We start from the raw sequence: 20,469 nt of genomic DNA, 5'->3' as shown, positions 1-20,469 counted from the left end.
GTATAAAAAATGTCTCCTTACATATCCGCTATATGCGACGTCAAAACTTTTTAGTCGCGTCTTGTCTGGCTTAGCAACTTGCATTGATAGAAGCACCCGCGCATTTAAATGTTGAATTTAATGTAGTTTGTTATATTGAAGGAATAGCCATGCGTGTAACTTTAGATTCCCCGGTAACCCGTTTGCTCGAGCAGCAACACATCGCGTTCGAGGTCATCGAAATCCCGCTCAGCGAAGACAAAAAACCGATTCGCAGCCTAGAAGAGCTGCTAACAGCACAAGGCCTGGATCCACAATCGGTCGTGCGTAGTGTCGTGTTTAAAGGGGAGCATACTGGCTTTAGTCTGCTCGCGGTGGCGGGAGCTGGCCGTGCCGATTGGGCCTTGTTGCGCGCGCACTTGAGTGAGCGTAAGTGCCGTATGGCAGAATATGACGAAGTACCTGAGGCCACCGGCTATGTGGTTGGCGCAGTGCCGCCGATTGCCTTGCCCGCTGGTTTGCGCGTGCTGGTTGACCAAAGCGTGTTGAGTTACGATCGGGTGGTGATTGGCAGTGGTGTGCTGGGCTATGCACTGGCGCTGAGTGGCAGTGATTTGCAAGCCCTATTGAGTGCGCACCCGGTTGGGCAGTTTGTGAAGGTTTAACCTCCGGTTAAAACCGCTCAGCATAAAAAATGCTGACGCCGCAGGGACGTTAAGATTCGCCTGCTGCGCGGTGCGTCCAGACGTCGTTCAGGCTGAGCGGATCGCCGACTTATTTGTTGTTGAAGATCGTATTCAGGGAGTTACTTTTACTGCGCTCGACCATCACGGCTGCCTGACCTGGGTTCTTGCTGATGGTGCTAGCCCAGTCCTGACTGCTGCTGTCTGACTCCACAGCGTTATTGCCAAGCATACCGGGCAGTGCATCCTGATTGGCGTCGTCGCTGTTGTCCCCAAACATTACTGTAGCGTTGTCGAGCTGGTACTGGCGTAATTGCTGCATCAAGCCTTGCGCTGTGTAGGTTTGTGGCGCCTGTTGGCCCCCAAGAATCACTTTGGCGCTTTCAACAGCGGCTTCTGCCGCAGTTTGCGGAGTCTCATCAGCCTGTTTGCTGTCCGTGGTTTGCACCTTGCCGGTCGCAGCACTGTTATCCGTGTTGTAAGCCTTGTTCAATAACGACGACACATTGCTGTTTTGTATACTTGAAATAGACATGATCGAAGCCCTTAATCATTATTTCGCTCACATTACCGCGTATCTTGTTAACGGCATGCCAGAAAAAAACTTTAGAACACCCTTTAATTCTTTTAATTTGCCGCATTTTTCCAGTGTGCTGGCCTGCATTTTTGGCCAGCCACCCGTCAGTGCCAGCAGATTTATGGTAAGGTTCAGCCTTGTTAGAAACACAGATATTTAATGGCGAAACATGAGTTTGGTGCGTTACTGCGTGAATGGGAGACTGGTGAGCGGCGTGAGCCCGACCAACCGCGGTTTTGCTTATGGCGATGGCATATTTCGCACCATGCGCCTGCTCGATGGTGAACTACAAGACTGGCCCCTGCATTATCAAACCCTAGTTGCGGATTGCAGCAAAATCCTGATGGTCTGTCCGTCGGCTGAATTGCTGATGCAAGAATTCAAAAGCCTGATGTCTGCCGGTGAGGATGAGACCAAATTATCCGGCGTAGTCAAAATCATCATTACGCGTGGTGATGGTGCCCGCGGCTATGCGCCCCCCGCCATTTCCGAACCAACCCGCGTGTTTGTCTGGAGCCCTTTGCCAGTCTATGCTGAGGCCATATACACCCATGGGGTCGCGCTCTATCAGTGCCAGACCCGACTGGCCAGTCAGCCTTTGTTAGCGGGCATCAAGCACTTAAACCGGCTAGAAAATGTCTTGGCCCGGGCCGAACTGAAAGACCCCCGCTTTTTTGACGGCTTGATGCTGGATTACCAGGATCAGGTGGTCGAAGCAGTGAGCGGCAATCTTTTTATTCACAAGGCCGGGCAGGTCATGACCCCGATATTGGACCAGTGTGGCGTGGCCGGGGTTATGCGGCAAAAAATTCTGGACTGGTATAAAACGCAAGGCCAGCCGGTCAGCTTGACCCGGTTGACCGTACAAGATGTGCTCACTGCCGATGCCGTGATTATCACCAACAGTGTCTATGGCGTATTACAGGTGACGCAGCTTGATGCGCAGCCATTGGCACACAATGATTGGGCACACACCCTCAGAACCCAGTTGCATTATGTTGTTCATTAAACGTTTTTTTCAATACAGTCTGGCCTTGTTGGGCCTGACGACACTGGCATTAGCCATCTGGATCGTGATCTTTTTGATCCGCCCGCTGCCCATGGCCTCAGAAACCATAGGCATGCAAATTCCTGCCGGGGCCAGTGTGCGTGCGATTGCCGACCAGTTGGTGGCTTCAGGCGTGCTCACCGAGCCTTACAGTTTTTTGCTGGTGGTGAAACTCACGGGCAGTGCCAACAAGTTGCAGGCGGGCGATTATGCCTTTAATACGCCCTTGCAAGTGATGGGCCTCATTGATGTGCTCAAGCATGGCACGTTTGACCAGTTCAAACTGCAATTGACCGAGGGTAAAACCTTTGCCGATTTCAGGCAAAAGCTGGCGCAAATGACAGGTATTCGCCATGACACGCTCATGTTGTCCGACCAGGAACTGATGCAACAGGTGAGTGGCCAGAACGATGCCCCCGAAGGCTGGTTTTTCCCGGATACGTATTTTCTGGATGCGCAAAGCAGTGACCTTGATTTGTATAAGCGCGCTTATCAAAAAATGGTGCAGCACTTGAATCAGGCGTGGGAGCAACGCGCATCGGGCCTGCCTTACCGTACCATGTATGAGGCCTTAATCATGGCCTCGATTGTAGAGAAAGAAACCGGTGTGGAAGAAGAACGGCCGCAGATTGCCGGTGTGTTTGTGAACCGCCTGCGCAAAGGCATGCGCCTGCAAACTGACCCCACCGTGATTTATGGCATGGGCACGCGTTACAGTGGCAATATCAGCAAAAAAGACTTGCTGGCGGATACGCCGTATAACACCTATACGCGCAGCGGCTTGCCGCCGACGCCGATTGCTTTGCCTGGCCTGGCCTCGATTCAGGCGGCATTGCATCCGGCCAATACCAACGCCTTGTATTTTGTTGCCAACGGCCAGGGCAGGCATGTGTTTACCGCGACACTCGAAGCGCATAACCAGGCGGTGCGGGCGTACCAGTTAAAAAAATAGTTGTCGTAAAGTTAAAGGGAAATCGGGACATGGCAGGGTTGTTTATTACGCTGGAAGGCATGGATGGCGCGGGTAAAAGTACGCATATCCCCATTATTCTGGAGTTGCTGCAAGCGACCGGCAGAGAAGTGGTGTCCACGCGCGAACCAGGTGGCACGGCTTTGGGCGAAGAGCTGCGTGCCTTGCTCTTGCATCGTGAGATGCATGTGGAGACTGAGTCGCTGCTGATGTTTGCAGCGCGCGCCGAGCATTTGCAGCAAGTCATTCTGCCCGCCTTGCAGCGTGACGCGATTGTGCTGTCAGACCGTTTTACCGATGCTTCTTATGCGTATCAATGTGGCGCACGTGGCCTGGCCATGGAAAAAATGCAGCAGCTTGAGCAGTGGGTGCTGGGCGATTTGCAACCAGACCTGACCTTGCTGTTTGATGTGCCGGTAGAGGTGAGTCTGCAACGGTTGGCGGGCGCACGCACCCCGGATAAATTTGAAGCGCAGGGCGCGGCATTTTTTGAGCGGCTGCGCGCACAATATCTGGCGCGGGCTGCCCAATATCCGCAACGCTTCAGAGTCATAGATGCCAATCGCCCCCTGCTTGACGTGCAGCAGAGTGTTGTAGAAATCATCCGCCAATGTTGATTTCCCAAGAATACCCATGGCAGGCCACGTTATTTGCACAATGGATGCAAGCAGGCCAGTCACGTCACCATGCGCTGTTGTTGCATGGCAAAACCGGCATCGGCAAACTGGCTTTTGCGCGCGCGATGGCCGCTGCCTTGCTGTGCTTGCAGCCTGAACACTGCCATGCTTGCAGTCAGTGTCAGTCTTGTCACTGGTTATCCGAAGGCGCGCATCCTGATTTTAGGGAGATCACGCCAGAAGATGAAGACAGCGCTGAGGGCAGCAAAAAGAAAACCCGCAAGCGGCAGCAAATCCTCATCGACCAGATTCGCGCCTTGCATGATTATTTATCGCTGAGCAGTCACCGTGTTGAAGGCATGCGCGTGGTGTTGATTCACCCGCTGGAAGCCATGAATGTCGCGGCGTCCAATGCCTTGCTCAAGTTGCTGGAAGAACCGCCGCAACGCACGCAGTTTTTGCTGGTCTCACATCAAAGACAAGCGTTGCTGCCGACCATCCTGAGCCGCTGCATGCAGGTGGAGATGCCAGTTCCCAGTGAATCACAAGGCTTGCAATGGATGCAGTCACAAGGCATTGCTCAACCCGAATGGCTCTGGCACTACAGTGGCGGGGCGCCTATTACCGTGCTGCAAGACGACCTGGACTGGTATGCCTGGTATCAGCAGTTTCAACCGCACTTACGCCGCGGTGCCGAGATTGACGTGGTGGCTGCGGTGCCGGTGCTGATCAAGCAAGGCATGGAAGCGGCGATACAAGTGCTGCAAAAGTGGTTGCTGGACGTGTGGTTGTCCTGCCATCAGCAACCCCTGCGCTACCACCCCTCAGAGGCAACAGCTTTGCAGGGGCTGGCCGGGCGTGTGCAGTTATCGCGGCTGCTGGCGTTTCAGCAACAGCTAAATCGTTTTAAAATGACCGCACAACATCCGCTCAATCAGGAGTTGCAGTTGGAGCAGCTGTTGTTGCAATACAAAAAAATATTTGAGGATAAACCGAATAAGTGAGTGCGCGAGATCAGATGCAAGGCGCGCGGTGTTAGAAACAACAACGTGCAACGCAGTATTGTGCTCAAGTAGTCACTATCCCTGTATCCTTCATTAACCGCTCACGTACTCTGGAGCTGATGTCATGACCGAGATGCAACCTTCTACCGCGGCAAAACCTGGTGTGTTGTCGCTGGCGATTCGAGAAAAAGCCGCCCTGTTTGCGGCGTATATGCCTTTTGTCAAAGGCGGGGGCTTGTTTATCCCCACCAGCAAGTCTTTTAAAATGGGCGAAGAAGTGTTTATGTTGCTCACTTTGCTCAATGATCCAAACAAGCTCAAAGTGGTAGGTAAGGTGATCTGGATCACGCCGCAGGCGGTCAACAACAAGCCGCAAGGCATAGGCATTCAGTTTAGTGACAAAGATGGCGGTGCCGAAGCCAAAAAACGGATTGAATCTATCTTGGGTGCCGCACTCAAATCTAGCCGACCGTCGAATACCATTTAGTGATTAGCACGCAGACAGAAAGAATATGTTAGTAGATTCCCATTGCCACCTGAATTTTCCCGAGCTGGTCCAGAACATGGATCAAGTATTGGAGAGCATGCGCAGCAACCAGGTGGGGCATGCCTTGTGCGTCTCGGTCACGCTGGATAAATTCCCCGAAGTACTTGCCATTGCCGAGCAGTATCCCAACATTTATGCCTCAGTCGGCGTGCATCCTGATTACGAAAACATTACCGAGCCTACCGTACAAGGCCTGGTTGAACTGGCCAATCATCCACGCGTGGTGGCGATTGGCGAAACCGGACTGGATTACTTCCGTTTAACTGGTGATTTGTCCTGGCAGCGCGAGCGCTTCAGAACGCATATCCGGGCGGCAAGGCAGACGGGTAAACCCTTGATCATCCATACCCGTAATGCGGCCGAGGATACGATCAAGATTATGCAGGAGGAGGGCGCGGCCGAGGTTGGGGGCGTCATGCACTGCTTTACAGAAAGCTGGGAGGTGGCTCAGGCCGCGATTGCCATGGGTTTCTATATCTCGTTTTCTGGCATCGTGACTTTTAAAAATGCCCAGGCGCTCAAAGACGTCGCGCAAAAAGTGCCGTTGGCATCCATGTTGGTCGAAACCGACTCCCCCTATCTGGCACCTATCCCGTTCCGTGGCAAAACCAATCAGCCCGCGTATGTGCGGCATGTGGCAGAAGAAATTGCGCGCCTGCGCGAGCAGCCATTACAGCAGATCATGGACGCAACCACCGCTAACTTTTTTAAACTGTTCAAGCACGCCCAGCCATGCAACTGACCATATTAGGCGTAGGCTCCAGCGCTGGCACGCCCGCGATCGGCTGCCAATGCACCACCTGCAGCTCGACCGATACGCGCAACAAGCGCACACGCTGCTCTAGCATGGTCACGCTGGATGACGGCCGGGTGATCCTCATAGACACCTCGCCAGACCTGCGCCTGCAAGCTTTACGCCAACAGATGCGCAGGGTGGATGCCGTGCTGTACACCCACACCCATGCAGATCATCTGCACGGCATTGATGATTTACGCGCGTTTTGCCAGATCAACCGCTGCCAGATTCCGCTTTACAGTTATCCCGAGGCGATTACCCATATTCAGGAAAAGTTTGGCTACACGCTGCGTGACCCCATCCCCACTTACTGGGACTTGCCCGTTTTGGCTGCACATACCGTCGAGGGCCCGTTTGAAGCGGCTGGTCAGCAGATTATCCCCATCCCCATCATGCACGGCAAAATCCGCATCTACGCCTACCGTATCGCTAACTTTGTCTACATGACCGATGTCTCCGATATCCCGGAAAGCGCGTATGCCTTGCTGCAAGGGGTAGACCTGTTGCTCATAGATTGCCTGCGCGAAAAACCGCACCCCACGCATGTCAACGTTGAGCAATCACTGGCCTTGATTGAGCGCATAGGCGCCAAGCGCAATGTGCTCATTCATATGACCCATGAGCTTGAATATCAGGCCCTGCAAGCCAGGGTGCCTGCCAATGTCCAGGTCGGTTATGACGGCATGCAACTTGATTTTTAAACGGTGCACCAAGGGCTTTAAATCTTGCCCTGAAGCCAACTGGCTCATTAGCCAGGTCAACCAAAGCCAGACATAAACAGTTATACTTGCACAAAACAATAATTCAGCAATTTGATTTTGGATAACAGGAAGTAAACATGAAGGTATACACCCATCTTATGACCGCTTTGGTCACCGCCACACTCGCTTTGGCTGCAACCAGCGCACTGGCAGGCAAAACCTACGATGAAAACGACTTTATCAACGGCTTTAGCGGCAAATCCAAAAAAGTGGTGCTCGAAAAACTCGGCCAACCCTTTAAAAAACAGCAATCCGTCAAACCCACCAACGCCAACAGCATGATCGCAGGCATCGGCAAACAACAAGACAGCTCAAAACCTGTACAGGTTGAGATGTGGTACTACAAAAACCTGGTCAAATACGACAAAAAGAACACGTACAAAGAAACCGAAGTCACTTTTGTGAATGACAGAGTGATGAATATTGGGTTCTTTAATAATCGCTAGGCAATTCAGTTGCTGGATTAAAAAAAGCCTCGGCAGACCGGGGCTTTTTTATTTTTCCATTAACCAGTAATGATTATGCGAGGTTTATGTTGCAATGCCATGCCGCTTAAATTTTGCTTATAATTTAGACAATTAAATAATCAATGATGGATGATTATTATAAATAGTCTAATTGATTACTTTGAACGGCTTCTAACTAACTTCACATGGTCTCGACTCACATTTACATTCGTTTTGCTGTTTCTTCTGATTAGTGCAATCTTTGCATATGAAGCGTATACACAGCACTTTGCTCTGGAGAGGCTTGATAAGCAAGTTAAAATTTTCGATCAATTAGTAACATTATCTGAAAAGCTAAACTTGGAGGAAAATGACAAGGTGCTAAATGAATCCTTTAAAAGCCTAGTAGCTGGGTTTAACTCTCAGGTAAATTATAAAAGCTATCTAGGTGTGGATGGGGCAAGTTTAACTACAAGGTATTCGTTCCCTGAGTGGTTTACAAAGAGTATTTATATTTTATTTCCTTGGCTGGTTTTAAGCTTTTTTTTGGTAGTCACCATGACCTCTGGTAGGGCAAGTGCGATGGGCGGAATAATGTTCGTGTCTTCATTTTTCCTACTCATAGGACTAATTTTACCCAGCTTTAAGGAGACACCTTGGGTGATGAAATGGGCCTACCCATGGGGTGCTATGATAATTTCGGTTTTTCTAATTGTTATTTTTGATAGAAGAAAAAAGGAATATAGGTTTTGAAGTTTAAACAGAGTCAATTACCAAAGAGTGTTAAACTGACCACATGTTGATTCAAAAAACAGCCAAGAAAATTCTTTGTAATACACAAAAAACATTGTTTGCTTGGGAGTCTAATTTGGCACAGCTGGAAAGCTGCTTGATGGTGCCCAGAAGAGGACTCGAACCTCCACGTCGTTAAACACTAGTACCTGAAACTAGCGCGTCTACCAATTTCGCCATCTGGGCTAAAGAAGCTGTGCATTTTAAAGGAAGAATAAATATTGTCAACCAGAAAAACTAAAAAATCCCTGCGTGCAAATGACCCGCAGGCGCAGCGAGAAGCTGAGTTGTATCAAACACCGTTGCCTAGTCGCGAGTTGGTGTTGCAGTTGTTGTCAGACCAGGGCATTCCCCTGAGTGCTGAGCAGATTTATGTGATGCTCGATATCAGCCATGATGAGCGTGACATTTTTAACCGCCGGTTGGGCGCGATGGAGCGCGATGGCCAGTTAATGCGTAACCGCAAGGGTGCGTTTTGTTTGCCGGATAAAATCCATTTGATTGCGGGGACCGTGTTCGGGCATACCGATGGTTATGGTTTCCTGGTCCCCGATGATAAAACCAAAAATCCTGAAGATATCTTTTTAGGCCCCAAGGAAATGACCTTGGTCATGCATGGCGACCGCGCCATGGTGCGGTTGGCTGGGGTGGACCGCAGAGGTCGGCCTGAGGGCAAGCTGGTTGAGGTGCTTGAGCGGGCGAATAAGACCCTGGTGGGGCGTGTGATTCGCGCCCAGGGCGTGACCATCGTTGCGGCTGAAGACAAGCGTATCAGCCAGGATATCCTGATTCCTTACCATCTGGATATGGATGCGCAAGTGGGACAGGTGGTGACGGTTGAGTTAACCGAATATCCTTCTTCGCACTCTAACCCCATGGGCAAGATTGTCGAGATTTTGGGCAATTATGCGGATAGCGGCATGGAGATTGAGATTGCCTTGCGCAAGCATCATTTGCCGCATCAATTCAATCCTGCGGCGCTCAAGCAGGCAGAAGACTTTCCTAAAACCGTACAAGCCAAAGATTATAAAGGCCGCAAGGATTTGCGTGATTTGGCTTTGATTACGATTGATGGTGAAACCGCACGTGACTTTGACGATGCTGTGTTTGCTGAGCCGCAAGGCAAAGGTTGGCGCCTGGTGGTGGCGATTGCGGACGTGAGTTTTTATGTGCAGCCTGGGGATGCGCTGGATAAAGAGGCGTTTGACCGCGGCAACTCGGTGTATTTTCCGCGTCGTGTGATCCCGATGTTGCCAGAGGCTTTGTCTAACGGGCTGTGTTCGTTGAACCCGGATGTTGAGCGATTGTGCATGGTGTGCGATATGCAGGTGGACGGGCAGGGCGTGGTCAAGCAATACCAGTTTTACCCGTCGGTGATGCGGTCTAAAGCGCGCATGACGTATACCAAAGTCGCTGCTTTATTGCAGGGCGAAGATGCTGCGTTGAGTGAGGAATATACCTGGCTGTTACCGCATTTGCAGAACCTCAACAGCGTGTTTAGGCTCATGCTGACACAACGCGAAAAACGTGGTGCGGTGGAGTTTGAATCCACTGAAACCATGATGGTGTTTAACGATAATGGCAAAATCGACAAGATTGTGCCGGTGGTACGCAACGATGCGCACAAACTGATTGAAGAGTGCATGCTGGCGGCCAACGTCTGTGCCGCTGACTTTTTGCTCAAAAACGAGCAGACCTGCCTGTTCCGTATCCATGAGGGGCCTACGCCAGAAAAACTGGAGGCCTTGCGCCTGTTTATGGGCGAATTTGGTTTTGGTGTGGGTGGGGGCGAGAGCCCGCACGCCAAAGACTACGCCAAACTCATGCAGCGTATCAAAGAACGTCCGGATGCGCAGTTATTACAGACGGTCTTGTTACGCTCGATGCAGCAGGCGGTGTACAGCCCGGATAACGTCGGCCACTTTGGCCTGGCGTATGAGGCGTATACGCATTTCACTTCGCCGATCCGCCGCTATCCTGACTTGCTGGTGCATAGAGCGATCAAGGCAGTGGTTGAGGGTAAACGTTATCAGGCCAAAGACTGGCATCACCTTGGCGTGCACTGTTCCATGACCGAGCGCCGTGCCGACGACGCAACCCGCGATGTGACGAACTGGCTCAAATGCTTTTACATGCAGGATAAGGTGGGTGAGGTGTTCAGTGGCACAGTGGCAGGTGTCACCAGCTTTGGTTTGTTTGTGGCGCTTGATGAGGTTTATGTGGAAGGCTTGCTGCATGTCACCGACCTGGGCAATGACTACTTCATCCATGACAAAGCCCGTCATGAGATGGTGGGCGAGCGCACCGGCGTGCGCTATCGTTTAGGCGACCGCTTAACCGTGAAGGTGGTGCGTGTGGATCTTGAAACCACGCGTATTGACTTTACACTGGTCGGCAAGTCAGAGGGCGTGGTTGATCCGGCAGATGGTACTGTCGCTGAATCGTTGGCCGTGTCCAGCGTGAAAAAGACACGGTCTGCCAAGCCGGTTGAAAAGGTGGTGCCCGCAGTGTGGGAAGCACCCAAAAAGGCTAAACGACCAGCCAAAAAATCAACCAGATCCGGCACCAGCACGTCTCGCAGCACCGCAGAAAAGCCCGCTGCGAGCAAACCTGCTCCGGCCAGAAGCCGCTCAGCCAAAGACAAGGGCCGCCATTCTGCGCAAAAAAATAAAGGCAAACCCAAGGCGAAAGCCCGATAATCCCAGCCGTTCAATCAGATTGAAAAATTGCTTTATGAAAAATCTGGGATAATAGCGGTTAATGCAATATTGCCCTGCTTGGGGCATCTCGTCGCGCACGGGGCAGTGAATGTGGCTGCCTCTGCGCGATTCGTATTTTCACTTTTGCCAAAGCATAAGCAAAAGAGATCAAAAATTTAGGAGTGATTATGTCGGAAGCCCGCATTTTGTTTGGTTTTCATGCGGTGTTGAGTCGCATGCGTCAGCATGGTAGCAGCATTCAGGAAATTATTATTGACCAGGACCGGGTAGACGCGCGGATGCGTGATTTGCTTGAGATGGCTAAAGGGCAGAATATCCGCGTGATTCAGGCGGATCGCCAGCGCCTGGATGGCTTTATCGGTGCGCATGGCCGCCATCAGGGCGTGATTGCGCGCGTGATAGAAACGCCCATGCCTTACAAGGATATCCACGATGTGCTGGAGTCTGATCTGGATGAACCGCCGTTCTTCCTGGTGCTGGATGGTGTGCAAGATCCGCATAACCTTGGGGCTTGTTTGCGTGTGGCCGATGCCATGGGCGTGCATGCGATTATTGCACCCAAAGATCGATCTGTCGGCCTGAATGGCACGGTGCGCAAGGTAGCCAGTGGTGCGGCCGAAACGGTGCCATTTATTGCCGTGACCAATCTGGCGCGCACCTTACGCGAGCTGAAAGAAGCGGGGGTGTTTATTGTTGGCACTACCATGGATGCGCCAGGCTCTCTGCACAATACCAAGCTGCAAGGTCCTATTGCCCTGGTGATGGGGGCTGAGGGCGATGGCATGCGTCGATTGACCGAGGAAACGTGTGATGCCTTGATTACCATCCCCATGTTTGGCACGGTACAGAGCCTGAATGTGAGTGTGGCCAGTGGCATTGCGTTATACGAGATTCGCCGTCAGCGCGTCTTGGCCGTCTAACTAAAGACCTCAATCCCCATGACCCTAAGCTTGCAGGATTTATGGCAGCAACTGCGCCAGCAGGCCCGCCGTTTGTGGTTGGGGCAATGCCTGGCTTTTTGCGGGGCGATGGTGGCGGTACCGATTCCGCTATTGATGCCCTTGCTGGTGGATGAGGTATTACTGCACCAACCGGGTAAACTTACGAAATTGATGACGGCGCTGCTCCCCGCCGAATGGCTGGGGCCGATTGCTATTATCGTGGTGGTAACGGTGTTCACGATCAGCTTGCGCTTAAGTAGTGTGTTACTCGGCGTGGCGACCACCCGTATTTTTGTCGGCTTATCCAAACAGGTGACGCTGGGGGTGCGGCAAATGCTGCTGGATAAACTGGGCAGGATACGCATGCAAGTCTATGAAAGCCTGGGTGCAGGTCAAGTCACTGCCAGGTTGCTCACCGATATTGAGACGCTGGACAAGTTTTTAGGCGAGACCATCGCCAAAGTGCTGGTCGCCGTCTTAAGCGTGATTGGCGTGGCTGGTGTCTTGCTCTGGATGCATTGGCAACTGGCGTTGATTATCCTGTTCTTGAATCCGTTTGTGATCGCGCTGACCATGATCTTGGGCAAAAAGGTCAAAGCCTGGAAGCAGCGAGAAAATGGCGCCTTTGAAGTTTTGTCGCAATCGGTGAACGAGACGCTGGAAGTGATGCAGCAACTGCGGGCCAGCAATAGTGACCGCCGCTTTCTGGATAAAGCCAAGCAGGCGGCTGAAGCAGTCAGAGCCGCCGCAACGGCTTCCGGCTGGAAGTCTGATGCTTTGGCGCGTTTGTCATTCGGCGTGTTTTTATTTGGCTTTGAGATTTTTCGTGCCGTCGCCATGTTGATGGTGGTGTTTTCCAACTTGTCTGTCGGCCAGATGATCGCTGTGTTTGGCTACTTGTGGTTCATGATGGGCCCGGTGCAAGAGCTGTTGTCGGTGCAAGTCTCTTATTACGCCGCCAAGGCGGCGCTGGGTCGGATCAACCAGGTTTTGGCGGCGGATGAAGAACCCCATTATCCTGCCACCGTACAAGCCCTGGATGCACATTCACCCGCAGCAATCCGCCTGCAAAACGTGACCTTTGCTTATGGCGAAGGCGATCCTATTCTGGCCGACGTGACGCTGGATATTGCACCGGGTGAGCAAGTGGCGCTGGTCGGCGTCTCAGGCGCGGGCAAGTCCACCCTGGTGCAACTGTTGCTGGGCTTATATGCTCCCACTCAGGGGCAGATCTTATTCAACGGCCAGCCGATTGAGCAGTTGGGCTATGCACAAGTGCGCGAACACTTGGGCGTGGTGCTGCAACAACCCATGTTGTTTAATGACAGCGTGCGCCAAAACCTGAGTCTGGAGACCGCTTATTCGGATGATGCCTTATGGCAGGCGCTTGAAATTGCGCAACTAGCGCAATTTGTGCGCGATTTGCCACAAGGGCTGGCGTCGCAGCTCGGGCGCAGTGGGGTGCGCTTGTCCGGTGGCCAACGTCAACGGCTGGCGATTGCTCGCATGATGCTGAAACAGCCGCAAATCGTCATCTTGGATGAGGCGACCTCCATGCTGGATACGCATACAGAAGCTTTGCTGCATCAGGCAATGCGCACTTTTTTGCGTGGGCGGACGACCATCATCATTGCTCACAGATTATCTGCCGTGAAAGAGGCTGACCGCGTGCTGGTGTTTGATGGGGGCCGCATCATTGAGGAAGGACAGCATGACACGCTGGTGCAGCAGGCCGGCAGTGTCTATCAACGCTTGTATGGTCAGCAGGCCAGCTAATATTTGAGCCGCCTGCAGCTAAATGCAGGCGCTCACAAGGGAATACGTTAAGGCTTCAACAGGCGAGACACTTCACTGCCTGGTTTGGCAGCGTCGCCACTGGTATTGAGCACATGTGTGATTTCGCCTGTCCCGCCCAGCGAAACGCTGGTCATGCGCTCAAACTGGATATGTTCGCCCAGCGGTGCCTCAATCGCGCTAGTCAGTTTGACTTCCGGATTGTCATTAAAAAAGCAGTACACACCCATGCCGATAGCCTTGTGCTGTGTGACGTGATCAGCCACCTTGTAGGAGGCAAAGCCGTTGCTGCTGCCATTCATCCAGCTGGCCTGGTTGGGGACATCATAGGGCGCTTCACTCTGGTAAAAGTACACGGCGCCATTTTCGCCATTCCACACGGTTTGGTAGTCGTGGAAGTGCTCGACAAACAAGCCATACATGGTGACATCATCCCCGTTCACCACGATGCCATGCTTGGTTTTATTCATAGACCAGCCGATGCCGTTGCCATGGTCGCCGCGCCATACCCACAAGTTATCGCCAATCACGTGATTGCTATTGATGATGACGCTATGCGTGGCATTGCCCACGCTGGCGCCGCCTACCCGGAAAAACACATCATGCAGGCTGATCGGGTTTTGGGCATGCGAGGTGGCGGTTTTGCTTTGGCCAACTTGCAATAACACCTCACTGTTTTTCTCACCTGCATCAAACAGCAGGCCGCCAAGGATCACGCCATCGACATCTTGCACTTGCATGGCGGGGTTGCCATGCGTAGGCAGCAGGGTGGCGATGCCCAAGCCGAGCACCACGGTATTGGCGCGCGAAATGTTGAGGGCTTTGTCTAGCGGGTAAATGCCCGGCGTCAGCAACAGATGCAGACCTTTGGCAAGCGCCGCATTCAGGCTGTCAGCGTTATCTGTTGCCGCTTTGGCAATATAAAAACGGCGCAAGGGAATCGTCGTGCCGTCCAGGTGGGCGTCTTGCCAACTGATGCCTTGCGTCTGCTGACGCAAGGGTGGGACGTAAACCTGGTATTCACCAGCCGCGGTCACTGTCAAAAACGGCTTCTCGCGTACGATAGGCGTTTGCGGGACGTCGGTATAGGGTGGGTTAGGCCAATGCGACGCATCCGGGGCATGCTTGACGCCAACAAATACCATATTCCAGTTGGCATTGGTCCAGCTGCCAATGTTGCTGTTTCGGGTTAACCATTGCTGCTGGGTGCCCGAATTGACTTGCTGGTCAATCAGGCTGTCAGCGATAAAGCCGCCACTGGACCAGCCGCCATTATCATCCAGCAACATATTGCCACGCACATGCAGACGGCGTAGCGGTGAAGCTTGCGACACCGCCCATTGCATGGTGCCATTATCCGGCGTCACCGACAGGTTCTCTACGCTACGCCAGAAATTTTGTGTGGCATCTTCTTCGTGCCAGGTGGCCTTGACCTCAATCCCGCCCTGCAACATGACGTCATCAGGGTAGCGGCCCAGACCCATGAGTTGGGTATAAAAGCCCAACTTGATCTTGTTATGGTAGACGCCCGGTTTGAACAATACCGCATAGCGTTCAGGCCCAAACTGGTTACTTTCTTGTTGTTTGAACAGGGCATCCAGCCTGGCCTGCACTTCTTCCGCCGGCATTTGTGGGTCGAGCACAAACACGTTCTCGCCAAAGTCGGGGGCACTGGCTTGCACTTTATGGGCATCCGCCTGACATCCGGCTAAAAACAAAGCGGTGAGGCCCGCGCCAAATAGGGTAAACAGTGTTTTGTCGGCAATCCCGGAATACATAAACAGTTCGCTTTCTCTTACAAGTCCTCTAGTCAGGACCACGCTATTGTCCAGAAAATTCAAATTTTGTTGGCTTGCATGGCCGTCAGCAATGGGTGGTGCGATCCCGGGTTGCCAGACCTGCTGAGCTAGTTCAGCAAACTAACCCAGTTGCAAGGTACTCAAGGTTTCACTACGCACACGTGCCAGCAGTTGCGCATCGTCAATCAATGATTCGCCATAGGAGGGAAGCATGGACTTGAGCGTCTCTTGCCAGGTCTGGCTTTGCATGCGTTTGGCAAAACAGCGCTGTAATACATCCAGCATGGCCTGGACGCTCACCGATGCGCCAGGCGAAGCGCCGAGCAAGGCCGCCAGGCTGCCATCGGCGCTGGCCACAATCTCAGTGCCAAATTCGAGTTTGCCCCAATGCTGATGGCAGCGCTTGATGATTTGTACCCGCTGCCCGGCGTGCGCCAATTGCCAGTGCTGGCTATCGGCCGCAGGCAGAAATACGCGCAAGGCAGACATGCGCTGCTCATGTGTTTGAAACACTTCCTTGATCAGGTATTTGGTCAGGTCCAGATTGTGTCGGCCCGCACCGAGCAGGCTCTTGATGTTTCTGACTTTGACAGATTTGGCCAGGTCGAAACGCGAGCCTTGCTTGAGAAAGCGCGTGGTGAATCCGGCATAGGGCCCAAATAGCAGGGCAGGCTTGCCTTGTATCATGCGCGTATCCAGATGCGGCACCGACATGGGTGGTGCGCCGACCGCAGCCTGGCTGTAAACCTTGGCATGATGAGTGTTGATCAGCGAGGGTTCATTACAAATCAACCATTGGCCACTGACCGGAAAACCGCCATAGCCATTCGCTTCAGGGATCCCCGACTGCTGCAACAAGGGCAAGGCGCCGCCGCCGGCACCTAAAAACACAAACTGGGCCTCCAGAGTTTGTTTTTTACCGGTGACCAGATCCTGCACTTGAACTTGCCAGGGATGTTTTTCGCGCTTGTTCACTTGCTTGAGCTTGGTCACGCGGGATTGGGTGAGCAAGGTAAAGTTGGCTTGTGTCTTGAGGTGAGTCACCAACTGCCTTGTCAGTGCGCCAAAATTGACATCCGAGCCATGGGCGACGCGTGTGGCAGACATGTGCACGCCGCTTTCACGGCCACGCATCATCAGGGGCATCCACTCGTTCAGGGTTTCCGGCTGGTTGCTCCACTGCATCTCTGCAAATAAAGGATGTGCTTGCAATAACTCAAATCGCTGACGCAAAAAAGCACCATCTTCTGCACCCCAAACCGCACTCAGGTGCGGGACGCGCTGGATAAATGCTGCCGCTTGCAGTACCCCTTCTTTTGTTAGGGTAGACCAATATTGCAGAGACATCTCAAAGGCGGCGTTGATCTCCAGTGCGCGCCGAATCTGAATCTCTCCCTGCCGGTTTTTGGGGGTGTAGTTGAGCTCACAATACCCCGCATGGCCAGTGCCTGCATTATTCAGTGCATCAGAACTTTCAAGCGCAACGTCTTCGAGTTGCTCCACCATGCATATGCTTAAGGTCGGGTCGAGTCTATGCAATAGAGACGCCAGCGTTGCGCTCATAATGCCGCCGCCAACCAGCACGACATCGATGTCTGTTGTTGCCATGGTGCGAGTGTCCCTTCATTGTCGCGCCTGCAGATTGGGCGCAAATTATATTGACGCCGCGCATTATAAATCGAAAAACCACGCGTATCATCTAAACTTGATGCTTTCGTGACGCATGCCAATAAGCCTGGGGCTAACTTGTCAATAAATTGCTTTTACGGTAAGCTTAAGGATGAAATTAAAAAGGTTCAAAACCACAAAAAAATCAAGCCTGGCTTGGGTTTATCTTCAACCGGATTTGACTGGAACAAGATTTACTGGGTCGTTGATCTGAATTTCCGATTTGGTGTTGTCTCATGGCAGTCGTTATGCTCTTGAGACACCTAAATTTAGGCGCATGAAAATGTTTGCGAGTGGCTAGCCGGCATAGCCACCATGCGGATCTAGTCCGATCAGGCTTAAAAACACAAAAGGGTTGGGGTGTATATGAAAAATCCGTTGGAATCTGTTGCAGGATCCGTTCTCTCTGGTGTATTGCTCACGCTGGCGCTGGTTTTTTTCCTCAAAAATTTTGTGGTTGCAGGAGGCTGATACGATGGAACTGGTTCCGGCACTCGCAAGATGGTTTCATGTATTGGCAGGCATTACCTGGGTGGGCCTGCTTTATTATTTTAATCTGGTGCAAATGGCAGGCTTGAAAGCGGCCGCAGCAGACGGTACGGCTGCGGGTATTAACAAACATATCGCGCCACGTGCCTTACTGTGGTTTCGTTGGTCTGCTGTGGTGACTTGGCTGGCGGGTGCGGCATTGTTGGGCCCACATTTTACCGATGCGTTCGCCTTGCGAGGCGGGTTTGAATTGATTGGTGTGGGCGCCTGGCTGGGGACCATTATGCTGTTTAATGTTTGGGTGCTGATTTGGCCCAATCAGAAAAAAATACTTGGCATGGTGGCAGCCGATGAACAGGCGAAAAACAATCCAAGACGTGTTGCCATGCTGGCCTCACGCACGAACTTGATGCTTTCCTTGCCCATGCTGTTTTTTATGGCCAATGGGTTGAGTCATCGAGCCGTATTAGGGTTTTAGCGGGTTTAAGACGTTTACGGCGGCTTAAGCCGCCGTTTTTGTTTTTTGAAAAAGGGTTTGAAATGCATTCGGAACATTTAATGAACACCTATGGCAGACAGCCAGTGACCTTTGTTAAAGGTGAGGGCGTCTGGCTCACAGACACTGCCGGTGATCGCTATCTGGATGCGCTGTCTGGCGTGGCGGTGAATGGCTTGGGGCATACCCATCCCAAATTTGTAGCGGCGCTCAATGCACAAATCGCCAAACTGATCCATGTCTCCAATATTTACCAGATTGCAGAACAAGCTGCGTTGGCCGACAAAGTGGCCGAGTTGTCTGGCATGGATCGCGTATTTTTCTGTAACTCAGGCTGTGAAGCCAATGAGGCCGCGATTAAATTGGCGCGTTTGTACGGACACAACAAAGGCATAGACCATCCTGAAATCATCGTCATGGATCAAAGCTTTCATGGCAGGACCATGGCCACTTTGTCGGCGACCGGTAACCGTAAGGTGCAAGCCGGTTTTGAGCCCTTGGTAAGCGGGTTTGTCCGCGTGCCTTTTGATGATATTGAAGCCGTCAAAGCAATTGCAGCCCATAAAAACAATGTGGTGGCTATTCTCGTTGAGCCAGTGCAAGGCGAGGGCGGGATTCATATTCCAGCCAGTTTGAAAGCCTATTTGCAAGGCTTACGCGCGCTGTGCGATGCCAATGGCTGGTTGCTGATGCTGGATGAAGTCCAGTCAGGCATTGCCAGAACCGGGACTTGGTTTGCTTTTCAGCACAGTGGCATCCTGCCGGACGTGATGACATTGGCCAAAGGCTTGGGCTCAGGCGTGCCAATTGGTGCTTGTGTCGCACGTGGCGTGGCTGCAGAAACCTTTACGCCTGGCAAGCATGGCTCTACCTTTGGCGGGAACCCGCTGGCCACAGCCGCTGGCATGGCCACGCTGAACATCATTGCCGAAGAACAATTACGTGAAAACGCACAGACGGTTGGCGACTATATTCGCGAACAGTTTACGCTTGCGCTCAAAGGCGAGGCTGGTGTGGTCAATGTACGCAATGCCGGCATGATGATAGGCATTGAACTCGACAGGCCGTGTGCCGAGCTGGTCAAGCAGGCGTTGGCAGCCAAATTGTTGATTAACGTCACCTCAGAAAAAGTGATTCGTTTGTTACCACCGCTGATCATGAATAAGCAGGAAGCAGATGAGTTGGTAAGCAGGTTAACGCCCCTGATTTTAAATTTCTTAAAGGCAAATGCTTGATTACGCAAGCGTCTACACATCATGAGTATTAAACATTTTTTGCAATTTAATGACCTGACACGCGACGAGATAGAGCACATCTTTACCCGTGCCAAATGGATTAAATCGCAATTCAAGGATTACAAGCAATATTGGCCGCTGGTCGATCGCACGCTGGTCATGATTTTTGAAAAAGCCAGTACGCGTACCCGCTTGTCTTTTGAAGCTGGCATGCAGCAACTGGGCGGCTCAGCCATCTATCTCAACACCCGTGACTCGCAACTGGGGCGTGGCGAGCCGGTAGAAGATGCGGCACAGGTGATTTCGCGCATGAGTGACATCGTTATGATCCGCACGTTTGAGCAAAGCATCATTGAGCGTTTTGCGCAAAACTCGCGCGTGCCGGTGATCAATGGTCTGACCAACGAATATCACCCATGCCAGATCCTGGCGGATATTTTTACCTTTATCGAGCACAGAGGCTCAATCCAGGGTAAAACCGTTGCCTGGATTGGCGACAGCAATAACGTCTGTAACACCTGGTTGCAGGCGGCAGAAGTGCTGGACTTTAATGTGCATGTATCGACCCCGCCTGGCTATGAAGTCGAACCAGAGCGCGCTAACTTGTACGGCACGGATCATTTCGAGTCATTTGCTGACCCGATGGAGGCTGCTCTCGGCGCCGATCTGGTCACGACCGATGTCTGGACCAGCATGGGCTTTGAGGCCGAAAACGAAGAGCGCCGCAAAGACTTTGCCGATTGGCAAGTCGACGTTGACATGATGAAGGTCGCAAAAGCCGATGCCGTGTTTATGCACTGTTTGCCTGCACACCGTGGTGAAGAAGTTTCGGCCGAGGTCATTGATGGCGCGCAAAGCGTGGTCTGGGACGAAGCCGAGAACAGACTGCACACGCAAAAAGCGCTGATGGAATATTTGTTGTTGGGCAAAGTTTGATTTTTCACCACAGAAACCCAGAGTGTTTCAAGGTGGTTTTCTCCTTGCCCTCTGTGATCTCTGTGGCAAAAAATTGTTTTTTATAGGTTCACTCTGACACGACGTTGAAATTAAGCGTGCCAGACTGGCGTGACAACAAATGTGACGCCAAAAACATGTGTTAGCCACAGA

At 52.2% G+C, this 20,469-nt stretch carries 20 protein-coding genes and 1 tRNA gene; 17 read left to right on the top strand and 4 right to left on the bottom strand.

What is annotated here, in order from left to right; translation table 11 throughout:
• Positions 1-149 precede the first annotated feature (149 nt).
• Positions 150-644, top strand: a complete 495-nt coding sequence (locus INP77_RS01070; protein ID WP_194746867.1) for an aminoacyl-tRNA deacylase — start codon at positions 150-152, stop codon at positions 642-644.
• Between the two features lie 109 nt (positions 645-753).
• Here INP77_RS01070 and INP77_RS01065 read toward each other — a convergent pair whose 3' ends face one another.
• Positions 754-1,197 carry a hypothetical protein gene (locus tag INP77_RS01065; RefSeq protein ID WP_194746866.1) on the bottom strand — a complete coding sequence of 148 codons (444 nt, stop codon included), beginning with the start codon at positions 1,195-1,197 and terminating at the stop codon, positions 754-756.
• Between INP77_RS01065 and INP77_RS01060 the strand changes: the two genes are divergently transcribed.
• The 10 genes from INP77_RS01060 to INP77_RS01015 all read left to right on the top strand — a co-directional run bounded on the left by INP77_RS01060 (position 1,196) and on the right by INP77_RS01015 (position 8,181).
• Positions 1,196-1,399, top strand: coding sequence for a hypothetical protein (locus INP77_RS01060; RefSeq protein WP_194746865.1), 204 nt, complete (start codon positions 1,196-1,198; stop codon positions 1,397-1,399). The genes INP77_RS01065 and INP77_RS01060 overlap by 2 nt on opposite strands.
• A gap of 9 nt (positions 1,400-1,408) precedes the next feature.
• On the top strand, positions 1,409-2,248 hold the full coding sequence (gene pabC / locus INP77_RS01055) for an aminodeoxychorismate lyase (protein ID WP_194746864.1): 840 nt from the start codon (positions 1,409-1,411) through the stop codon (positions 2,246-2,248).
• Positions 2,235-3,239, top strand: a complete 1,005-nt coding sequence (gene mltG / locus INP77_RS01050; protein WP_194746863.1) for an endolytic transglycosylase MltG — start codon at positions 2,235-2,237, stop codon at positions 3,237-3,239. The genes pabC and mltG overlap by 14 nt, the downstream gene beginning before the upstream one ends.
• A 29-nt stretch (positions 3,240-3,268) precedes the next feature.
• Positions 3,269-3,874 (top strand): dTMP kinase, encoded by a 606-nt coding sequence (gene tmk / locus INP77_RS01045; RefSeq protein WP_194746862.1) that lies wholly within the window; start codon positions 3,269-3,271, stop codon positions 3,872-3,874.
• Entirely contained in the window at positions 3,868-4,878 is a 1,011-nt protein-coding gene (gene holB / locus INP77_RS01040) for a DNA polymerase III subunit delta' (RefSeq protein ID WP_228518628.1), read from the top strand. Before tmk ends, holB begins: the two co-directional genes overlap by 7 nt.
• A 124-nt stretch (positions 4,879-5,002) precedes the next feature.
• Positions 5,003-5,365 (top strand): PilZ domain-containing protein, encoded by a 363-nt coding sequence (locus INP77_RS01035; protein WP_194746861.1) that lies wholly within the window; start codon positions 5,003-5,005, stop codon positions 5,363-5,365.
• A gap of 25 nt (positions 5,366-5,390) precedes the next feature.
• Entirely contained in the window at positions 5,391-6,167 is a 777-nt protein-coding gene (locus INP77_RS01030) for a TatD family hydrolase (RefSeq protein ID WP_194746860.1), read from the top strand.
• Positions 6,158-6,922, top strand: a complete 765-nt coding sequence (locus INP77_RS01025) for an MBL fold metallo-hydrolase (protein ID WP_194746859.1) — start codon at positions 6,158-6,160, stop codon at positions 6,920-6,922. Before INP77_RS01030 ends, INP77_RS01025 begins: the two co-directional genes overlap by 10 nt.
• A gap of 137 nt (positions 6,923-7,059) precedes the next feature.
• Positions 7,060-7,428, top strand: coding sequence for a hypothetical protein (locus tag INP77_RS01020; protein ID WP_194746858.1), 369 nt, complete (start codon positions 7,060-7,062; stop codon positions 7,426-7,428).
• A gap of 150 nt (positions 7,429-7,578) precedes the next feature.
• Positions 7,579-8,181 carry a hypothetical protein gene (locus tag INP77_RS01015; protein WP_194746857.1) on the top strand — a complete coding sequence of 201 codons (603 nt, stop codon included), beginning with the start codon at positions 7,579-7,581 and terminating at the stop codon, positions 8,179-8,181.
• 140 nt (positions 8,182-8,321) lie between these two features.
• On the opposite strand, the gene INP77_RS01010 is transcribed toward INP77_RS01015, so the two are convergent.
• A tRNA-Leu gene (locus tag INP77_RS01010) sits at positions 8,322-8,406 on the bottom strand.
• A 35-nt stretch (positions 8,407-8,441) separates the two neighbouring features.
• Between INP77_RS01010 and rnr the strand changes: the two genes are divergently transcribed.
• The 3 genes from rnr to INP77_RS00995 all read left to right on the top strand — a co-directional run bounded on the left by rnr (position 8,442) and on the right by INP77_RS00995 (position 13,657).
• Positions 8,442-10,919 (top strand): ribonuclease R, encoded by a 2,478-nt coding sequence (gene rnr / locus INP77_RS01005; protein WP_194746856.1) that lies wholly within the window; start codon positions 8,442-8,444, stop codon positions 10,917-10,919.
• A gap of 188 nt (positions 10,920-11,107) precedes the next feature.
• Complete coding sequence (gene rlmB, locus INP77_RS01000; RefSeq protein ID WP_194746855.1) at positions 11,108-11,860, top strand: 23S rRNA (guanosine(2251)-2'-O)-methyltransferase RlmB; 753 nt, start codon at positions 11,108-11,110, stop codon at positions 11,858-11,860.
• 18 nt (positions 11,861-11,878) lie between these two features.
• Positions 11,879-13,657 carry an ABC transporter ATP-binding protein gene (locus INP77_RS00995; protein WP_194746854.1) on the top strand — a complete coding sequence of 593 codons (1,779 nt, stop codon included), beginning with the start codon at positions 11,879-11,881 and terminating at the stop codon, positions 13,655-13,657.
• A gap of 47 nt (positions 13,658-13,704) precedes the next feature.
• Here the strand turns inward: INP77_RS00995 and INP77_RS00990 are convergent, their stop codons facing one another.
• Complete coding sequence (locus INP77_RS00990; RefSeq protein WP_368667875.1) at positions 13,705-15,495, bottom strand: adenylyl cyclase; 1,791 nt, start codon at positions 15,493-15,495, stop codon at positions 13,705-13,707.
• Between the two features lie 99 nt (positions 15,496-15,594).
• Complete coding sequence (gene mqo, locus INP77_RS00985; RefSeq protein WP_194746853.1) at positions 15,595-17,082, bottom strand: malate dehydrogenase (quinone); 1,488 nt, start codon at positions 17,080-17,082, stop codon at positions 15,595-15,597.
• A 535-nt stretch (positions 17,083-17,617) separates the two neighbouring features.
• On the opposite strand from mqo, the gene INP77_RS00980 reads away from it, so the two are divergent.
• The 3 genes from INP77_RS00980 to argF all read left to right on the top strand — a co-directional run bounded on the left by INP77_RS00980 (position 17,618) and on the right by argF (position 20,298).
• A complete protein-coding gene (locus INP77_RS00980; protein WP_194746852.1) occupies positions 17,618-18,109 on the top strand; it encodes a urate hydroxylase PuuD in 492 nt (163 codons plus the stop codon).
• Between the two features lie 62 nt (positions 18,110-18,171).
• Complete coding sequence (locus INP77_RS00975; protein WP_228518627.1) at positions 18,172-19,362, top strand: aspartate aminotransferase family protein; 1,191 nt, start codon at positions 18,172-18,174, stop codon at positions 19,360-19,362.
• Positions 19,363-19,383: 21 nt separating this feature from the next.
• Positions 19,384-20,298: an ornithine carbamoyltransferase gene (gene argF, locus INP77_RS00970; protein WP_194746851.1), complete on the top strand. Its 915-nt coding sequence runs from the start codon at positions 19,384-19,386 to the stop codon at positions 20,296-20,298.
• The last annotated feature ends 171 nt before the right edge of the window (positions 20,299-20,469 follow it).

It is taken from the genome of Methylophilus sp. 13 (assembly GCF_015354335.1).
GTDB lineage: Bacteria > Pseudomonadota > Gammaproteobacteria > Burkholderiales > Methylophilaceae > Methylophilus > Methylophilus glucosoxydans.
This window is presented reverse-complemented; position numbering and strand designations above follow the sequence as displayed.

Bases quoted from the DNA above. Each gene is read 5' to 3' on its own strand.
- mqo (WP_194746853.1), bottom strand. From the start codon at position 17,082: ATGGCAACAACAGACATCGATGTCGTGCTGGTTGGCGGCGGCATTATG.
- INP77_RS01060 (WP_194746865.1), top strand. From the start codon at position 1,196: ATGATCGAAGCCCTTAATCATTATTTCGCTCACATTACCGCGTATCTT.
- INP77_RS01015 (WP_194746857.1), top strand. From the start codon at position 7,579: ATGATTATTATAAATAGTCTAATTGATTACTTTGAACGGCTTCTAACT.
- mltG (WP_194746863.1), top strand. From the start codon at position 2,235: ATGTTGTTCATTAAACGTTTTTTTCAATACAGTCTGGCCTTGTTGGGC.
- INP77_RS00975 (WP_228518627.1), top strand. From the start codon at position 18,172: ATGCATTCGGAACATTTAATGAACACCTATGGCAGACAGCCAGTGACC.
- INP77_RS01070 (WP_194746867.1), top strand. From the start codon at position 150: ATGCGTGTAACTTTAGATTCCCCGGTAACCCGTTTGCTCGAGCAGCAA.
- argF (WP_194746851.1), top strand. From the start codon at position 19,384: ATGAGTATTAAACATTTTTTGCAATTTAATGACCTGACACGCGACGAG.
- tmk (WP_194746862.1), top strand. From the start codon at position 3,269: ATGGCAGGGTTGTTTATTACGCTGGAAGGCATGGATGGCGCGGGTAAA.
- holB (WP_228518628.1), top strand. From the start codon at position 3,868: ATGTTGATTTCCCAAGAATACCCATGGCAGGCCACGTTATTTGCACAA.
- INP77_RS01020 (WP_194746858.1), top strand. From the start codon at position 7,060: ATGAAGGTATACACCCATCTTATGACCGCTTTGGTCACCGCCACACTC.
- INP77_RS00995 (WP_194746854.1), top strand. From the start codon at position 11,879: ATGACCCTAAGCTTGCAGGATTTATGGCAGCAACTGCGCCAGCAGGCC.
- rlmB (WP_194746855.1), top strand. From the start codon at position 11,108: ATGTCGGAAGCCCGCATTTTGTTTGGTTTTCATGCGGTGTTGAGTCGC.
- INP77_RS01065 (WP_194746866.1), bottom strand. From the start codon at position 1,197: ATGTCTATTTCAAGTATACAAAACAGCAATGTGTCGTCGTTATTGAAC.
- pabC (WP_194746864.1), top strand. From the start codon at position 1,409: ATGAGTTTGGTGCGTTACTGCGTGAATGGGAGACTGGTGAGCGGCGTG.
- INP77_RS01025 (WP_194746859.1), top strand. From the start codon at position 6,158: ATGCAACTGACCATATTAGGCGTAGGCTCCAGCGCTGGCACGCCCGCG.
- INP77_RS00980 (WP_194746852.1), top strand. From the start codon at position 17,618: ATGGAACTGGTTCCGGCACTCGCAAGATGGTTTCATGTATTGGCAGGC.
- INP77_RS01030 (WP_194746860.1), top strand. From the start codon at position 5,391: ATGTTAGTAGATTCCCATTGCCACCTGAATTTTCCCGAGCTGGTCCAG.
- INP77_RS01035 (WP_194746861.1), top strand. From the start codon at position 5,003: ATGACCGAGATGCAACCTTCTACCGCGGCAAAACCTGGTGTGTTGTCG.